The 18,054-nt window shown below is 34.0% G+C and carries 14 protein-coding genes; all 14 read right to left on the reverse strand.

Translation table 11 applies throughout. The features are described from left to right. Nucleotides 1-143: 143 nt before the first annotated feature. The 14 genes from KJ849_06550 to KJ849_06615 all read right to left on the reverse strand — a co-directional run bounded on the left by KJ849_06550 (nucleotide 144) and on the right by KJ849_06615 (nucleotide 18,022). The gene (locus KJ849_06550) at nucleotides 144-2,231 is read right to left on the reverse strand and encodes a PBP1A family penicillin-binding protein (protein MBU2600216.1); all 2,088 of its coding nucleotides are present in this window, start codon (nucleotides 2,229-2,231) and stop codon (nucleotides 144-146) included. 202 nt (nucleotides 2,232-2,433) lie between these two features. Then, nucleotides 2,434-3,873 (reverse strand): polysaccharide biosynthesis protein, encoded by a 1,440-nt coding sequence (locus tag KJ849_06555; GenBank protein MBU2600217.1) that lies wholly within the window; start codon nucleotides 3,871-3,873, stop codon nucleotides 2,434-2,436. Nucleotides 3,874-3,911: 38 nt separating this feature from the next. After that, the gene (locus KJ849_06560; protein MBU2600218.1) at nucleotides 3,912-4,502 is read right to left on the reverse strand and encodes an N-acetyltransferase; all 591 of its coding nucleotides are present in this window, start codon (nucleotides 4,500-4,502) and stop codon (nucleotides 3,912-3,914) included. An 84-nt stretch (nucleotides 4,503-4,586) separates the two neighbouring features. Further along, nucleotides 4,587-6,413, reverse strand: coding sequence for a glutamine--fructose-6-phosphate transaminase (isomerizing) (gene glmS / locus KJ849_06565; protein ID MBU2600219.1), 1,827 nt, complete (start codon nucleotides 6,411-6,413; stop codon nucleotides 4,587-4,589). A gap of 2 nt (nucleotides 6,414-6,415) precedes the next feature. Beyond that, nucleotides 6,416-7,135, reverse strand: a complete 720-nt coding sequence (locus KJ849_06570) for a pyridoxine 5'-phosphate synthase (protein ID MBU2600220.1) — start codon at nucleotides 7,133-7,135, stop codon at nucleotides 6,416-6,418. After that, nucleotides 7,132-8,178, reverse strand: a complete 1,047-nt coding sequence (locus KJ849_06575) for a hypothetical protein (GenBank protein ID MBU2600221.1) — start codon at nucleotides 8,176-8,178, stop codon at nucleotides 7,132-7,134. The genes KJ849_06570 and KJ849_06575 overlap by 4 nt, the downstream gene beginning before the upstream one ends. A 54-nt stretch (nucleotides 8,179-8,232) precedes the next feature. Then, complete coding sequence (locus KJ849_06580; protein MBU2600222.1) at nucleotides 8,233-9,228, reverse strand: glycosyltransferase; 996 nt, start codon at nucleotides 9,226-9,228, stop codon at nucleotides 8,233-8,235. Nucleotides 9,229-9,234: 6 nt separating this feature from the next. Next, nucleotides 9,235-10,590, reverse strand: a complete 1,356-nt coding sequence (gene glmM / locus KJ849_06585; GenBank protein MBU2600223.1) for a phosphoglucosamine mutase — start codon at nucleotides 10,588-10,590, stop codon at nucleotides 9,235-9,237. Further along, a complete protein-coding gene (locus KJ849_06590; GenBank protein ID MBU2600224.1) occupies nucleotides 10,590-11,012 on the reverse strand; it encodes a hypothetical protein in 423 nt (140 codons plus the stop codon). The genes glmM and KJ849_06590 overlap by 1 nt, the downstream gene beginning before the upstream one ends. A 103-nt stretch (nucleotides 11,013-11,115) precedes the next feature. Beyond that, on the reverse strand, nucleotides 11,116-11,898 hold the full coding sequence (cdaA, locus tag KJ849_06595; GenBank protein MBU2600225.1) for a diadenylate cyclase CdaA: 783 nt from the start codon (nucleotides 11,896-11,898) through the stop codon (nucleotides 11,116-11,118). Nucleotides 11,899-11,900: 2 nt separating this feature from the next. Further along, nucleotides 11,901-13,073 (reverse strand): dihydropteroate synthase, encoded by a 1,173-nt coding sequence (gene folP, locus KJ849_06600; protein MBU2600226.1) that lies wholly within the window; start codon nucleotides 13,071-13,073, stop codon nucleotides 11,901-11,903. A gap of 57 nt (nucleotides 13,074-13,130) precedes the next feature. Beyond that, nucleotides 13,131-13,712, reverse strand: a complete 582-nt coding sequence (folE, locus tag KJ849_06605; GenBank protein ID MBU2600227.1) for a GTP cyclohydrolase I FolE — start codon at nucleotides 13,710-13,712, stop codon at nucleotides 13,131-13,133. Between the two features lie 4 nt (nucleotides 13,713-13,716). After that, on the reverse strand, nucleotides 13,717-15,135 hold the full coding sequence (locus tag KJ849_06610; GenBank protein MBU2600228.1) for a phosphoglucomutase/phosphomannomutase family protein: 1,419 nt from the start codon (nucleotides 15,133-15,135) through the stop codon (nucleotides 13,717-13,719). A 415-nt stretch (nucleotides 15,136-15,550) separates the two neighbouring features. Next, entirely contained in the window at nucleotides 15,551-18,022 is a 2,472-nt protein-coding gene (locus KJ849_06615; GenBank protein MBU2600229.1) for a mannose-1-phosphate guanyltransferase, read from the reverse strand. Nucleotides 18,023-18,054 lie beyond the last annotated feature (32 nt).

The raw sequence follows: 18,054 nt of genomic DNA on the forward strand, positions 1-18,054 counted from the left end.
CTAATATCCTTCAATTTTATTCTTAATCATCTCATTAATTTTATCTTTAATCATTGCTTAATATTTCCTGAAGTCCAGTCATCGGTAGGATTGAAGTCTAATATCCTTCAATTTTATTCTTAATCATCTCATTAATTTTATTTTTAATCATTGCTTAATATTTCCTGAAGTCCTTCTTCTTTTTCTTTAAGAACTTCTTCTTTTTCTTGATGTTCTTTATCGCAATATTCTGTGGGAACTGTTCCTATGGCAAAAGCTTCTTTAATTTTACGAGGACAAGTTTCCTTGGTCAATTTTCCAGTAGTAGCATCGATGGTAGCAAAACAGATATTATTAGGCACTGAAAAATCTTTCACTGGAGTATCTTTCAAGGCTTTATTTATAAAATCAGCAAATATAGGGCCGGCTATGGCTCCTCCACTCCGCCCACTTCCTAAAGAAATCCTTCCTTTGTCGTAACCTACCCACACTCCAGCTACTAAATCTGGAGTAAATCCAATAAACCAAGCATCAGCATAATCATTAGTTGTTCCTGTCTTCCCAGCTACTGGCCTATTAACACTGTTTCCTACTGAGTAAGCAGCAGTTCCGCTCCTGACCACCTCTTTTAGCATATTGGTCATTATATAAGCAGTCTCTTCTGAAATTACTCTAATCTGAGAAGAAATGTTCTCCTCTAATAAATTACCCTCCTGATCCTCAATATAACGGATAGAAAAAGGTTCTACCTTAATTCCTTGATTAGCAAAAACTCCAAAAGCTACCACCATCTCTATAGGAGTAACCTCAGAGGTTCCTAAAGCTAAAGACATATTGGCTGTAAGATGACTTTTTACGCCCACCCTTTTAGCATAAGCAATTACTTTGGAAACACCAACCTTTTCTAATAATTTCACTGAAGCTACATTAATAGAATGAGCTAAGGCAGTTCTAAGGGTAACTTGTCCATAATACACCCCTTTATAATTTTTCGGAGCCCATTCTTTGTCCCCATATTTATAAACCACCGGAGCATCGTAGATCGTATCTGAAGCTCTAAAATCTGTATCAATAGCCGCTGTATAGACAATAGGTTTAAAGACAGAACCAGCTTGTCTTTTCGCTTGAATAGTTCTATTTAGTTGATTATCTTTAGTAAATCCACTTCCACCTACCATAGCTAAAATATACCCATTTTTTGGATTTGTGGCCAAGAAACATCCTTCGATCCTTTGTCCTCTTACTTGAGCCTTCCATTCTTCATCACTAATTTCAGTAGTAATTTCTGCTCCACTTTCTTGGTTGATTTCCACTTCAGGTTTAAGCTTAGTCCGAGAAAGACCATTAATCCAGGCTAATTTACTAATTAAAGCTTCCGCAGCTGCCCTTTGTATATTTAAATCTAAAGTTGTATAAATTTTAAGACCTTCTTTGTAGATAATATGTCTTTCGTACTTCTTTTCTAACTGTTGGCGGATATATTCGGTAAAATAAGGAGCTTTATTAATAATGGCCTTACTTCTAATCACATCTTCTTTAGATTCTCTTTCCCGTAGCTCTATATTTAAAGTCTTTATAGCTTCTTTAGCTTCATCTTCAGTAATGAACTCTAACTCCAACATTCGGGAAAGAACAAAAGCTTGACGTTTCTTTCCAAGCGAGGGGTTTTTAATAGGAGAATAAGTATTTGGAGCTTTAGGAAGACCAGCTAACAGCGCACTTTCAGCTAAATTTAAATCTTTAGCCTGCTTTCCAAAATACCATAGAGCAGCTGACTCTATTCCATAAGCTCCATGACCAAAGTAAATCTTATTAAGATACCGCTCTAAAATTTCATTCTTGGTATATCTTCTCTCGATATGGAAAGCTAAAAAGATTTCTTGAATCTTCCGAGAAAAAGTACGTTCTGGTGTTAAGAATAAAGCTTTAGCTAATTGTTGGGTAATAGAACTTCCACCTTCTTTAATATGTCCAGCCATTAAATTTTTGTAAAAAGCTCTCATCAATCCCTTTAAATTTACACCCTTATGTTTATAAAAGTCTGCATCTTCAGTGGCAATAACAGCATTGATTAAATGATTAGGAAGAGCCGATAAACTTATAATCTCTCTTCTTTCCTCGCAAAATTCAGCAATAATTTCATTATTAAGGTCATAGACTTTAGTTGGCAACTCCCAATGCTTTGATCCTTTATATTTCTCTAATGGCTCAAGAGTGGGTAAGCTTCGAGAAAGACTAATAATTGTTCCCACACCAATGCTTACCCCTAATAAGAAGAAGAAAGAAGCTGCTATTAAGTTAATCTTCCAGAAATTACTATAATTCCAAGTTATATTTCTTTTTGTATTTTTTTTAATCTTTTTAAACCTTTTTTTAAAAGTATCTTCAATGTAATTCTTGATTTTATCGCACCTATTAATGAAAATTTGACCTAGAGTAAATTAAGTTCCATCATTAGAATTGCTGATTATTTGAAGGGCTATAATTAGGCAGAATCTCTTTGAAGATCTTGATAATATCTTCCTTCTGAGAAGTTTTTTCTAAGGCAGCTAAACTTTGCTTTAATTCTTCTATCTTTATCTTATCTGGAGAAGCTATCATGATCTTTTCATACTTTGTCACCTTGAGATTTTCCTTCTCAGTTAACAATTCTTCAAAAAGCTTTTCTCCTGGACGAAGGCCAATAAACTTAATTTCGATATCTTCTTGAGGAATTAAACCAGAAAGAGTAATTAATTCCTTAGCTAGATCCGTAATCTTTATCTGTTCCCCCATATCTAAAGCAAAGACTTCTCCTCCCTTTCCAAGAAAAGTAGCTTGAATAATTAAAGAAACAGCTTCTGGGATGGTCATGAAATAACGTTTTACTTCAGGGTGAGTAATGGTTACCGGACCTCCCTGTAAAATTTGCTTTTTAAAAAGAGGAACCACGCTTCCATCGCTACCAAGAACATTTCCAAATCTTACCACGATAAATTTTGTCTCACTCTTTACAAAGAGCTGCCTTAATAGTTCAGCTACTCTTTTAGTGGCTCCCATAATACTGGTAGGATTAACGGCTTTATCTGTCGAGATTAAAATAAATTTCTCGGCTTTATATTTATGAGCAACTTCCATTAAATTCTTAGTAACCAAGATGTTATTCTTTACGGCTTCTTCTGGATATCTTTCCATTAGTGGTACATGCTTATAAGCTGCAGCATGGAATATAAGATGAGGAAGAAATTTTTGAAAGATTTTTTCTATTTTTTGATATTCTCTAATATTAACAATTATGGTTTCTAAATTTAAATGAGGATTATCTTTTAAAAGGTCTATCTCTTTAAAGTAGAGATTATTTTCATTGTTATCTAAAATAATGAGTCTTTCTATATTAAATCTGGCTATCTGCTTACATAGTTCACCTCCAATAGAACCAGCTCCTCCGGTAACTAAAATTCTCTTATTTTCTAAAAAAGGCAATATTTCATTAAAATTAATCTTAACTGTTTCACGACCTAACAAATCCGCCGGTAAAACTTCTCGAATTTGATTAATATAAACATCACCGGTAATAATCTCGTAGATTCCAGGAACAATCTTAAAATCAACTTTAGTCTTTTTACATTTTTCAATAATCTTTCTAATGGTCTTTCCCTTAGCGGAAGGAATAGCCATTAAGATTTCTTCAACCTTTTCTTCTAAGCAGATCTTATGAATATCATCACTTGTGCCTAAAACTACTTTACCATAAACTATCTTACCTAACTTTTTAAGATCATCATCAACCAAGCCTACTATTTCTTGGTTTATTTCAGGATGGTTAAGTATTTCAGCTACGACCATCTCTCCCGCTACACCAGCACCTACCACTAAGACTCTCTTTTTCCTTTTTTCTCCCTGCTTATTCGTCAATAAACTAACACCTTTCTTGCTTTATCTTTTTGTCTTTTTTACATCTCATTAAGATATGGTGGCCATGAATAAGGTCTTTCCTGATATCCCGAGATACATTTAAGCTTTCTGACATCATTAATTACTTTAGCTGGATTGCCTACCACCACCGCATAATCAGGAACATCTTTCGTTACTACCGAGCCTGCACCCACTAATGAATTTCTGCCAATAACTACTCCCGGCAAAATAGTAGAATTAGCTCCAATCCGAGCCAAGTCTAAGACCTTAGCTCCTCCTTTGCACTTTAAATAAGTAGGACAAAACATTGGATGGAGATCGTCAGTAAAGACTACATTAGGCCCTACAAAGACATAATCACCAATCTCTACATCTTCCATGAAGCACCCACTATGAATGCGAACATTATTTCCTATCTTATTCTTAAACTCTAAAACGGCATTAGTCCCAATACTTACATTATTTCCAATAATATTATCCTCTCTGATCATGGCCCCATGGCCAGTTTGAAGACCCTCGCCCATAGTACTACCTGCATAGATAGTAGTAAAAGCCCTAATGATAGAATTTGCCCTAATAATTGTCTCTAACTCCCCATCCTTTCTTCCTCGGGGGGGAACTCCAATCATAGAAGGATTTTGAATAATTACCTGATCACCTAAGGTTACATTTTTAAATATCTTGGTCTCCAAAATAATTTCCTCCTTTTTATTTTATTCTACAGTAACACTTTTAGCTAAATTTCGAGGTTGATCTACATCACAACCTCTTTTATCAGCAATATAATAAGCTAATGCCTGTAAAGGAATAATATTTAAGACTGGAATAAGTAATTCACTAGTTTTAGGAATATGCGTCACATGATTAGCTAAGTTTGCAATCTTTTGATCATCACTATTAGCTAAGGCAATCACAATGCCATCCCTGGCCCTTACTTCTTCAATATTACTTATGGTCTTATGATAGACTTTACTTTGAGTAGCTATTACCACAACTGGCATATTTTCGTCAATTAAAGCAATAGGTCCATGCTTCATCTCTCCCGCTGGATAACCTTCCGCATGAATATAAGATATCTCTTTAAGTTTTAAGGCTCCTTCAAGAGCAATAGGATAATTTATCCCCCGTCCCAAAAAGAGAAAATCACTACACTTAAAATATAGTTTTGTATAATTCTTGATCTCTTCCATACTCTTTAAAACATCAACTACATGTTGAGGAAGTCTTCTTAATTCTAAGATTAGCTCCTTAATTTCTTGAGAAGATAACATCTTTCTTCTTCTTCCTAAATAAATAGCTAACATATACAAAACTACTATTTGGGTAGTAAAAGCCTTGGTTGAAGCTACTCCAATCTCTGGACCAGCGTGAGTATAAATCACTCCGTCTGATTCTCGGGTAATAGTACTCCCTAAGACATTACAGATAGAAATAACCTTAGCTTTCTTTTTTTTAGCTTCTCGTAAAGCCGCAATAGAATCTGCTGTCTCCCCTGATTGACTAATGGTAATAAATAAAACTTTATCATTAATGATTGGATTCCGATATCTAAATTCTGAACCAATATCCACTTCTGTAGGAATATTAGCTAATTCCTCTATCATGAATTTTCCTATTAAAGCAGCGTGGTATGAAGTGCCACAAGCTACGATAAAGATCCTGTCTATCTTATTGATATCTTCTTCACTTAAATTTATCTCTTCTAAAAAGACATCATCTTCTTTTAACTTCCCTCTCATGGTATCTTCAATAGCCATGGGTTGTTCGTGGATTTCTTTTAACATAAAATGCTTATAACCACCCTTTTCAGCTAAAACAGGATTCCATTCCACCCGGTGAGAAGTCTTTAGTTTTACCTTTCCCTCTAAATCCATTACCTTAACTTCTTTAGCTTTGATAATGGCTACTTCTTCTTCGTCCAAGAAAATAACCTCTCGGGTATGATTTAAGATAGCTGGAATGTCTGAGGCAATAAAATGTTCCTCTTGGCCTAAGCCAATAATAAGCGGACTTCCTAAACGAGCGGCAATAATGGTATCAGGGCATTGATTATAAATTACTCCTACCGCATAAGCACCTTTTAAAGCTTTTAGGCTTAATAAGACAGCTTTCTCAAAACAACTTATCTTGAGGTATTCTTCAATTAAATGAGCAATAATCTCTGTATCTGTTTCTGAAGTTAAGATATGACCTTTATTCTTTAATTCTTCTCTTAATTCTATATAATTTTCTATAATTCCATTATGAGCAACCACCACTTGATTATAACAGTCAGAATGAGGATGTGCATTTTCATTGCTTGGCCGACCATGGGTAGCCCATCTCGTATGGCCAATACCTATATTACCAGATAGAAGTGATTCTTTAAGAGCTTCCTCCAATCGAAATAACTTTCCTACTGTTTTTACAGTCTTTATCTCTCCTTGATTGAGAACAGATATACCAGCCGAATCATAACCTCGATATTCTAAACGTCTTAAGCCTTCAATCAAGACTTCTTTTGCTTCTCTTTTACCTACATAACCAATAATACCACACATAGCTATATCTTCCTTTGAGTTAAAAAAACCATCTCTTTCACAGCTTGAACCATTCCCACTAATGAAGCTCTGCTTATAATACTATGGCCAATGTTTAACTCTTTAATAAATGGTATTTGGGCAATAGGTCTAACATTTTGATAATTTAAACCATGGCCAGCATTAATCTTTAACTTTAATTTATTAGCTAATTGAACCACCGTTTCAACTCGCTTTAACTCTCTTTCTAGATCTTCTTCCAAGATAGCCTGACTATAAACACCAGTATGAATCTCTATCCCCGCAGCCCCAGTCTTCTTGGCCTTTTTAACCTGCTCTTCTTCTGGATCAATAAAGAGATAAACGATAATCTTCTTTTCTTGAAGGGTTGAAACCACATGGCTTATCTGATCAAAATTCTCTATCACATCTAAACCTCCTTCAGTCGTTAACTCTTCCCTCTTCTCTGGCACTAAAGTAACTTGATCGGGCTTAATAGAAAGAGCCACCTTTGTTATTTCATCAGTCGCAGCCATTTCTAAATTTAGTTTAGTCTTGATTATCTCTCTTAAAAGCCTGACATCTCGATCCTTAATATGGCGCCGATCTTCTCTTAAGTGCACGGTAATCCCAAAACACCCTCCTATTTCAGCTAATACGGCTGCATAAATAGGATCAGGTTCTTTTCCTCCTCTGGCTTCTCTAATAGTCGCAATATGGTCAATATTTACTCCTAATCTCATCTAATCTTCCTTTCTTTGATCATCTTAGAAACTTCTTTAGTTAACCAAAGTACTTTCTCAGCTAAGTCTTCTTCTAAACTCCCTACCCCGCAACTTGGGGTAACTATAAAGTGATCCTTAGTTTCATTATTTAAGATCCCCATTTGAAATAACTTAGCGATACTCTTCTCTAATTTAGTAGTTAAACTTTCTGGATCTTCTTTAATTGCCTCTGAAGAAGAAGGAATAATTCCATAAGCTAAGTAACCTCCTTGATCTAAAAAACTAACTAAATCTTCTTTAAATAAACTAAAGTTCTCTAAGTAGTTATAAGCATCAAAGCTGATGAGATCTACTTTTGACTTACAGAGAATAGACCAATCAGTGTTACCGCAACAATGTACTCCTACTATCCCATCTACTTCTTTAATTAAGTCAATAATTTCATTTAAATTCTTTATCACCTCTTCTTTATTAATACTGGTATAAGCTGAACCTATGGCCGTAAAATAAGGCTCATCAATAAAGATAAGAGGAATGTAACCTTCTTCTTTAATCTTTTTTGCTTGCCAGTATCCTTTCATCCCCAATCCTTTGACAATAGCTGCAAAGATCTCTTGATGGTAATAAATTGCTTTTTTATTTTGATCAGTAACAGTTAAACCAAAACTTACCGGACCTGTAATTTGAGTCTTGACATATCTACTTAAACTTTTACTATTTCTTAACTTATCTAAGACGGTATGAAATCCTATAGAGTATTTTGAAGTAAGAGCAAAATAATCTGCATCTTTCTCTAAAAAAGCTTGGTAAAATCTTTCTAACTCTTGATAATAATCTTTACTTAGATCAAAATAAATTCTTTCTTTATCCAGATCCAAGACCAAACAAGGTAATTTTTCGCTGTACTGAACATACATATTTTCATAAAAACTAAACTTAGGTAGTTGATAACACACTGGGATCTCTTTAAAATTTTCTAAAATAACTTTGCTGGCTTTTCCTATATCTTGATAAGGTAAACTCCCAATAGCTGTAGGTAACATCCTTAAATCATCTTTCACTCTTTTTTTCCTTCTTTAATTACTTTCTTTAATAACTTCTTTAATTAATAAATCTTAATGTCCCGTATACTTATTTATCTTTTTAGATTTATTAAAACCTCTCACCCTTTCAGATTGACCTTCGATATAACCTAACATCTTACCTAAATCACCAGTAACTAAGATTAAAGGTATAGCTAAATATGCTTTTAGTTTAGATAAGAGACATCTTTCTTTTAGATAACCTAAGAAATGTATTCTTCGATAAGGTCGAGCTAAATATAAAAAAGCAAAAAAGCTTAACAATCCCCAAAGATAAGGATGCTTAAATCCTAAGAAGAGAAGTAAAATTCCACTTAGATAAGTAGAATATCTAATCAGATAACGTAGAGGCCATAAATTAGCTTGACCATCACCATAACCATAAAGTCGATACTTCCTAAAAAATTTATATAAAGTTGGTTCCATTTGGTAAGAAACCAGAGCTTCTTTAGCAAAATAAAATTTATATCCTCGGTACTTTAGCTTTAAATCAAAGATTAAGTCTTCTCCTGCGTAATATAGTTCCGGGTATCCTCCTACTAATTCCCAAACCTTTTTTTTAAAAGCTATTGACCGACTAGAAGGATTAAATTTCGCCGGATCTATTTCATAAATAGGATGGTAGATAACCGCCGCCAAGCATTCTTCAAAAAAGCTTTTGATCTCTGGAATATAATATCCACCAGATACATCCCACCTTTCATAATCTTTGATAAAAGGCTCGACTAACTTTCGAAGCCAATCTTTATTTATAAAGTTACAGACATCAACCACAGCAATAATATCTCCCCTGGCCTCCTTAATGGCTATATTTCTTCCCTTAGAAATACCAGTATTTTCTTCTGCGATTAATTTTATCTTTGGATCTTTTTCCATAAATTCTTTAATAATTGAAATAGTGCCATCAGAAGAACCTCCATCTACTAGGACAATCTCTTGGGGTTGAAGACTCTGATTAAGTAAATTTTCTAAGAAAGACCTGATGGAATCTTTTTCATTCTTTAAAGTAGAAATTACCGAAATATTCATAACTTCTTACACTCCAATATATTTCTCAATAACTGCTGAGATGTTTTTAGCTATTTCGGTAATCTCTTCTTGGCTGTCTCCTTCTACCATTACCCTAGCTAAAGGTTCTGTTCCAGAATATCTTACTAAGATCCTCCCTTTATCAGCTATCCTTTTCTCACTCTCCTTGATTATTCTTTCCACCTCGGCTATTTTACTAAATTCAATCCTTTCTCTTACTTTAACATTCACTAATATTTGAGGAAATCGAGTCATAAGAGTAGTAAGTTGTGAAAGTGGTTTACTCTTTTCTAACATTATCTCTATTAATTTTAAAGCTGAAATAATTCCATCTCCCGCAGAGCTAATATCTCGAAAGATAATGTGCCCTGACTGTTCCCCACCAATAAGAGCTTCTTTCTCTATCATCTCTTTTAAGACATAACGATCTCCTACTTTTGTTCTAATAAAATCAATATTTAATTCTTTTAAAGCTTTTTCTAAGCCAAAATTACTCATCTGGGTAATAATTAATAGATTATTTCTAAGCTTATCCTTTTCTTTTAAATAAGCAGCTACCATTAACATCATAAAGTCACCATCCACCACCTTTCCTTTTTCATCAACCGCAATTAAGCGATCACCATCACCATCAAAAGAAAGACCAATATCAGCTTTATGTTTTAAAACTTCTTTACTTACTATTTCAGGATATTGTGAACCACAATTTAAATTAATGTTAGTCCCATTTGGTGAATTATTAATAGGAAAGACTTCACCGCCTAATTCTTTAAAGAGTAAAGGAGCAACTTCACTTGTCGCTCCATGAGCACAATCAATTACTATCTTTAGCTTATTTAAATCTTTTAATTTAGTAATAGATTTTAAGAACTTAAGATAAAGACCAGCAGCATCTTTCATCTCTCCAGCATAACCAATTTCTTTTCCGGTAACTTCTTTTTTCACCTTATCGCTTCTTATTTTATTTTCTATCTCTTCTTCTATCTCTTCTTCTAATTCATCTAAAAGTTTAAGACCATCCTGGCCAATAATTTTAATACCATTATCAGCCATAGGATTATGAGAAGCAGAAATTACCATTCCAGCTCGATAACCTAAACTCTTGGTAAGATAAGCAATCGCTGGAGTAGGCAAAACTCCAACTTTTATACAATTAATACCCCTTGAAGTAAGTCCAGCTACTAAAGCACTTTCTATCATCTGTCCTGAAATTCTAGTATCTCTACCAATAAGTACTCTTGATCTTTCCTTATCTTTAAAGACAATAGCACAAGCTTGGGCTATCTTCAAGACTGTCTCTGGATCCATAGGATAAACATTAGCTACTCCTCTTATGCCATCTGTTCCAAATAACTTATTCATCAGCTTTTATTTCCTTCTTCTCTTTCTTTAATAACTTTTTCTTTTAAAGTAACCTTAATATATTCTGGATAAATCTTCTTGATAAAAATATCTGGGGGTCTTACTATCTCATAAGGAAATAACCGGTAAGTATAGCTACCCGAAGTCTTCTTAGAAAGACTTAAGGATATCCTAAAGTCTGAAGCCTGACAAGACAGGATATTTTCTCTCTCCCCTTGGACAGTAATCAATATTTTATCTTCAGAAGTATGACTAATGGACAAATTATTAGAGATGCCCACATAATTTATAGGAATTTTAAAATTTCTAACTACTCCTTCCTCAGTGCTTACATATATCCAGAGCAATATACCCACGATTATAGAAAAACATTTTAAACCAATATTCTTAAAAAATAACTCTTTTATTTTAAAAACCTTCATTGATCTTACTCATTTAAAATCCCTGATTTGAACTCTTCTTCTTGAAAAGGAGAAGTATATATAAAAACATCTCTAATAAAGTTTCTTCTTTAATATTTTTCATTTAAGACCCTGATTTGAACTCTTCTTCTTGAAAAGGAGAAGTATACAAAGAAAGCATCTCTAATAAAGTTTCTTCTTTAATATTTTTCATTAATTTACCCCCCATCGTTAAAGAGATATAGCCTGTTTCTTCAGAAACAATAATAATTAAAGCATCACTCTCTTCGCTTAATCCTATAGCGGCTCGATGTCTAGTCCCTAAAGTACTAGGTAGATCTGGATTCTGACTTAAGGGAAGTAAGCAACAAGCCGAAGCAATCTGTCCCCCTCTGATAATAATAGCTCCATCATGAAGGGCAGTTCCTGGATGAAAGATAGTCAAGATAAGCTCTACCGAAACTCGACTATCTAATCTTACGCCAGATTCAATATAATTTTTTAAACCCATATTTTTCTCAAAGACAATTAAAGCTCCTATTTTCTCCTTAGCTAAAATTGTAACTGCTCTTACTACTTCTTGAATAAACTCTTCTTCACTCTTAAAGAAGCTTTTTATCCACAATTTCCTTTGTCCCATCTGGGCCAAAGCTTTCCTAACCTCTGGTTGAAAAATAATTACAAAACTTACTAAGCTTATGGTCCAAAAATTTCTCATGATCCAGTAAATAGTATTAATATGGTATTGAGAAGAAATATAAAACAAGACAATTAGGACTAAGAATCCTTTCAAGGTTTGCATGGCCCTTGTTCCTTTAACTAAAACAAATAGCCGATAAACCACAAAGCTAACTATAGAAATATCAACAATATCTATAATACTAATAGAACTTATTAGTTTATACATAATTAAGGTCTAAACTCTAATCCTAATTTTATGGCCTCTACTACTTTTATTACTCTTTTTGTTTCTTTGACATCATGCACCCGAAATAGAGAAGCTCCCTGATAAGTAGAAACAGCTACGGAAGCCATCGTCCCTTCTCTTCTTTCTTCTATCTTTTCTCCTGTTGGAAGACCTAAGACATTAGCCAGAAATGATTTACGAGAAGTTCCTATTGAAATTGGTCTTCCTAAAATCTTAAATTCTTTTAATCTTTTAATAATCTCTAAATTATGAGCTACTGTCTTACCAAATCCAATACCAGGATCTATAATAATCTTGTCTTCTGGAACTCCAAACTTGACCGCTTTATTGATACTTTCTCTTAAATAAGTAATGATCTCTAAGATTAGGTCTTCATATTGAGGATTATATTGCATATTTTCTGGAGTCCCTTTAATATGCATTACAATCACCGGTACCTGGTTTTTAGCCACCACTTCTCCCATCTGGGGATCAAAGTTAAGACCACTAATATCATTGACCATACTTGCTCCTGCAGCAATAGCCTCTTCAGCTACCTTGGCTCTATAAGTATCTATAGAGATAGGAACTTTTATTCGAGAAGAAAGCTCCTCAATGACAGGAATCACCCGACTTAATTCCTCTTGGAAATTTATTTCCTTAGAGCCAGGGCGAGTCGATCTTCCTCCAATATCAATAATATCAACTCCTTCTTCTACCATTTTTAAAGCATGATCGACTGCTTTTTCTTTTTTTAAGAATTTACCTCCATCTGAAAAAGAATCTGGAGTAACATTTAAGATACCCATCAGATAAGTTCTTTTATTTAAAAAGAGGGTATAATCTCTCCAACTTAAGGTAAAATTTTCTTTTTGATAATTATTAATTGTTTTCTTTAATGTTTGAGCTATTTGAGGAAGTTTAAAATATTGGCCTTCTAATTTAGAAACAAGCTTTTGGTATATCTTTAAGTTTCCTAAAAGCAAAATTTGGTAGTCCTGAGGAAAAAAGTTAAAAATCTTTCTCGGTAAGGCAACGTCTCCTCCCAAGGAAAGCATCTCTTGCTTTAAAATTAAAGCCTCTCTAAGTCCTACTTGAGGTAATTTAAGAACCAGGGATAAAGACTTAGGAGCCATAAGAGAAATTCCTTGATTATCTACCCCTATCTTCTCCATCTCTCTTTGAATATCAAGAATATTATCTAATTCTAAAACTTGAACTTCCATTAGTTCTTACTTGTTTTTAATAATAGCCAAGGCCTCAGCTCTAGTAGCTTCATTTTTAAAAGCTCCTCTCACTGCAGATGTTACCGTAATAGAACCTGGCTTTCTTACTCCTCTCATGGTCATGCAAAGATGTTCTGCTTCTACCATAACTAATACCCCATGTGGTCTTAATACTTTCATCAATAAATCGGCTATCTCGGTAGTAAATCGTTCTTGAAGCTGTAGTCTCTTAGCCGATATTTCTACTACTCTAACTAATTTACTTAGCCCGGTAATTCTCCCTTCTTTAGGTAAATAAGCGACATGTGTTTTTCCATGAAAAGGTAAGAAATGATGTTCACAGATAGAATAAAATGATATATCTTTTACTAAGATCATCTCTTCGTGAGTATCAGGTAAATAAATCTCTAATTCCTTGGCCAAATTTTTATTAATGCCACTAAAAATCTCCTCGTAAGCATCAGCTACTCTCTCGGGAGTCTTGACTAATCCTTTACGATTAGGGTCATCTCCTATCGCTTCAATAATCATGGTTATTGCTTTCTTAATCTTTTCTTTATCCACTTCTTTATCCACTTCTTTATCCACAAATTTATCCCTTTATAAAATCATCACTTACTTTTATTAACCGTTGTAACTTTTCCAAATTATCTGTCTCTAGATAACATCTTACTACTGGCTCGGTTCCTGAAGGCCGAATCATTATCCAGCTACCTTCTTCTAAGATAAACTTAAAACCATCACCCCCAACTTCTTTTACTTTAAGACCAGCAAAATTTAAAGGTGGATTATTCTTTAATCTTCTTAAAACTTTTTCTTTCTCTTCTTCGCTGAGATGATAATTTAACCTTTTATTGATAAAAGTTCCTACTTCTTGGTATAGTTCATTTAATATTTCAGTCAGAGATTTTTTGTTTAAAGCTACCATTTCTGCTACTAATAAACAAGCTAAGATGCCATCTTTCTCTGGAACATGATCTTTTATAGTCAAACCCCCACTCTCTTCTGCTCCAATGACGATCTCTTCTCTCTCCATTACTTCTGCTACATATTTAAAGCCAACTGGCGTCTCAATTATCTTTCTTCCCTGCTTTTTAGCAATCGCATCTACCATATGAGTAGTAGCTACACTTCTTACGGCTACTCCTTGCCATCCTCGAGTCTTTAAAAGATAGTTATAAAGCAAGGAGATTATATAATTAGCACCTATATATCTTCCTCCTTGATCAACGATACCAAAACGATCTGCATCTCCATCTGTAGCTAAACCTAAATGAGCACCACTATCTTTTACTTTCTGGATTAAGGTAGTCACATTTTCTTCTGCTGGTTCTGGGGACAAGCCTCCAAAATAAGGATCTCGAAAATTATGGAGCACTTCTACTTGGCAACCGGCTTTTTTTAATAGATAATCTAAATAACCTTGGCCTGTTCCCCACATATTATCTACAATCAGCTTTAAGTTAGCTTTAGTTATCATCTCTAAATCTACAATTTCTTTTATCCTCTCTAAGTAAGAATTTCGAGGATCTATCATCTCAATAAGTTTTCTTTCTTTTCCTTCTTTTAAAGAAGATAATTGCTTGACTTGGGTTAAATTTAAGATCTTCGCCTTTTCAGTAATCCAATTAGTAGTAGAAGGTAATGCTGGGCCACCATTAGAAGATGAAAATTTAATCCCTTGATATTCAGGAGGATTATGACTAGCGGTAAAGTTAATTCCTCCACTTAACTTTTTTCTTATTACTTCAAAAGAAATAACGGGAGTAGGCACATCCCTACTTGAAAGAAAAACAGGAATATCATTACCAGCTAAGACTAAAGCCGCTACCTCAGCAAATTTCTCCGCCATGAATCGAGTATCATAACCTACTATTATTCCTTTTTGATCTTCTTTCTTTTCTTTCAAGTAATTACTAATAGCTTGAGTAACAATCTTTACCTTGTCAAAAGTAAAATCCTCAGCCATTACTGCTCGCCAACCAGAAGTTCCAAAAGTTATCTCTCCCATAAGTTATTCTCCTATCTATTCTCTTATACTCTCTTATACCAAGCTTTTATACCAAATTACAATTAAAGGGTCATTGCGAGCAAATCAAATCAATCACCTTCTCCGTTGAAATTACTTCGTTGCTTCGCTCCTTGCCATGACAAATAAGTTTATTTTTGAAGGCAACTTAGGATTAAATCATTGCCTTGATCTTTTTACATGTTTATTCGGCTATGACATAAATTAAATATTATTCTTTGAAGGCAACTTAGGATTAAATTATTGCCTTGATCTTTTTACATGTTTATTCGGCTATGACATAAATTAAATATTATTCTTTGAAGGCAACTTAGGATTAAATCATTGCCTTGATCTTTTTACATGTTTATTCGGCTATGACATAAATTAAATATTATTCTTTGAAGGCAACTTAGGATTAAATCATGGCCTTGATCTTATCGATATATTTATAAACTAAGTTCTTAGCGTTCTCCACGGAATTTGATTCTGCATAAATATGAAAAATTTGGCTATCTGAGTCAGGAATTAAGAGAACCCAATCTTCCTGATGGTAGACCTTAATTCCATCAATAAGCTCTACTTTTTCATTCTTAGTAAGTTCAATTAATTCTCGCATTATCCTTCCTTTTGCCTCCCAAGGACAAGGTATCTTCTCGTGAGCAATAAAGAAAGGCGGGATAGAGTCTACTAATTCACTCAACTTGATATTTCTTTTAGCCATAAGCTCTAAAATCTTTATGGCGGTGAACATAGCATCAAAAGCTGGTTGAAATTGAGGAAAGATAAAGCCGCCGGCGCCATTTCCCACCATCATAATATCTTTTTCTTCCATCATTGCCCTTGGGGCAGTTTTGGTCCTTTTTACTTTTTGGACTAACTTTTCTACTACCCGGGTTATATTTACTGGTACAGCGATATTAACTTCGGGACAAGTTTGAGCTAAAAGATAAGAAACCAAGACTAAAGCAAAACTATCAGGTAAAATTCTCCCTTTATTATCCACAATAAAAATACGTTCTGCTTCAAAATCAAACATAAAGCCCAAGTCAGCCTTAAGAGTAATAACAATATTTGATAATTGCTGTAAAAAGACATTAACATCAACTTTGCCTGTTTTTTCTATATCCACATAGGAGTTTATAGTTAAAACTTCACAATTAAGATTACTAACTACAGAAGGAAAGACCACTGAAGCTCCTCCATATCCATAATCTATAACGATCTTAAATCCTCTCTGAGAAATTAAATCATCATTAATCTTGCTCAAGAGCCCTTCCTTGTAATATTCTACCATGCGATATGGAAAAGTAAGTTCTCCTGTTTCTTTAATTTCCGCTCTCCTGAAGTCTTCCCTGAAAAAGAGCTGTTCGATGGCCTTTTCTTTCTTTGAAGATAAATCTAATCCATTAGCATCAAAGAAACTAATTTCTAAATATTCTAGATGATGAGGAGCTCTCTTGACGTGAACACCTCCTTGTTCTTCAGAAGCTCCAATTTGATAACGAGCTACCGGTAAGGGAATAGCTCCTACATCATGAACATTTACGCCGGTAGAAAGAACACCGGACATGAAAGCTCGATTAATCATTCGAGAAGCTTTGTGTTGATCTCTACTCGTAATTATGGTACTGCCTTTAGCAAAAGTAGCCCCATAAGCCGCTCCTAATTTAGAAGCAAATTCCGGGGTAAGTTCTACATTGGCTAATCCTACTACTCCATACTTTCCAAATAAAGATTTGGACCAACGTTCTCCCCAAACCAAGCTACTCATTAAAGTAGCTCCATCTTCAACTATTTTATGGGGCCAGATCTTTACTCCCTCTTTCAAGGAAGCCCCTTTTCCAACTTTACATCCATCACTGACTAAAGCTTTTTCCTCTAAATAAGCATTATCTAATATTTGGGAATTTTTACTGACTATATTTCCCCGAAGTTCTCCATGACGACCAATCTTGACATTATCCCAGATAATACTATTAGTAATACTGGTATTATCTTCTACCACGCAGTTATTTCCTAAGATTACATTCCTTAGCTTTACTTTTTCCCCAATCTTGCATCTTTTGCCAATAATTACTCCTTCTGTATATTCAACGGTCTTAGAAATTTCACATTCTTCATCTATCCAAACTTCTTTTCCAATATAATTTTGTCTTTTCCCTGAAATATTAATATTAATCTTACCTTTAAATATATCAAAACGAGCTTGTTGATATTCTTCTAAATTCCCAATATCTTTCCAATACCCCTGAACTACACACCCATACAACTCTTCCTTTTTACTTAAAAGGAGGGGAAATAAATCTTTACTAAAATCAAACTCTTTATCCTTAGGAATATACTTTAAGACCTCTGGATGTAAAATATATATTCCTGTATTGATGGTATCACTAAAGACTTCACCCCAACTTGGCTTTTCTAAAAATCTTAAAATTTTTCCTCTCTCATCTGTAATTACAATTCCATAAGCAAGAGGATCAGTTACTCGCGTCAAAACAATAGTCGCTAAAGATTTTCTCTCTTGATGAAAAGAAATAATCGTTTCTAAATTAAAATCTGTTAAAACATCTCCACTAATAATGATAAAAGGTTCTTCCTTTAAATATTCTTCAGAGTTTTTAACACTTCCTGCTGTTCCAAAATCTTGGATAGCTGAAACATAGGACATATTTACCCCAAAATTACGGCCATCTTTAAAATAGTCTTGAATAATTTCAGGTTGGTAATAAAGAATAGAAACAATATCAGTAATTCCATAATTCTTAAGAAGTCTAATAATATGTTCCATTACCGGAACATTAACGATAGGCACCATAGGTTTAGGAATATTACAAGTCAGAGGACGTAATCGCGTTCCAAAGCCTCCAGCCATAATTACTCCTTTCATAAATCTTCCCTCCCTTTTAAAATTATTACCAT

The sequence above is a fragment of the bacterium genome (assembly GCA_018830565.1).
GTDB lineage: Bacteria > UBA9089 > JAHJRX01 > JAHJRX01 > JAHJRX01 > JAHJRX01.

Excerpts from the sequence above, each read along its gene's own strand:
- KJ849_06560 (MBU2600218.1), bottom strand. The coding sequence starts at position 4,502 with ATGATTGGAGTTCCCCCCCGAGGAAGAAAGGATGGGGAGTTAGAGACA.
- glmS (MBU2600219.1), bottom strand. The coding sequence starts at position 6,413 with ATGTGTGGTATTATTGGTTATGTAGGTAAAAGAGAAGCAAAAGAAGTC.
- KJ849_06570 (MBU2600220.1), bottom strand. The coding sequence starts at position 7,135 with ATGAGATTAGGAGTAAATATTGACCATATTGCGACTATTAGAGAAGCC.
- KJ849_06580 (MBU2600222.1), bottom strand. The coding sequence starts at position 9,228 with ATGAATATTTCGGTAATTTCTACTTTAAAGAATGAAAAAGATTCCATC.
- glmM (MBU2600223.1), bottom strand. The coding sequence starts at position 10,590 with ATGAATAAGTTATTTGGAACAGATGGCATAAGAGGAGTAGCTAATGTT.
- KJ849_06590 (MBU2600224.1), bottom strand. The coding sequence starts at position 11,012 with ATGAAGGTTTTTAAAATAAAAGAGTTATTTTTTAAGAATATTGGTTTA.
- cdaA (MBU2600225.1), bottom strand. The coding sequence starts at position 11,898 with ATGTATAAACTAATAAGTTCTATTAGTATTATAGATATTGTTGATATT.
- folP (MBU2600226.1), bottom strand. The coding sequence starts at position 13,073 with ATGGAGAAGATAGGGGTAGATAATCAAGGAATTTCTCTTATGGCTCCT.
- KJ849_06610 (MBU2600228.1), bottom strand. The coding sequence starts at position 15,135 with ATGGGAGAGATAACTTTTGGAACTTCTGGTTGGCGAGCAGTAATGGCT.
- KJ849_06615 (MBU2600229.1), bottom strand. The coding sequence starts at position 18,022 with ATGAAAGGAGTAATTATGGCTGGAGGCTTTGGAACGCGATTACGTCCT.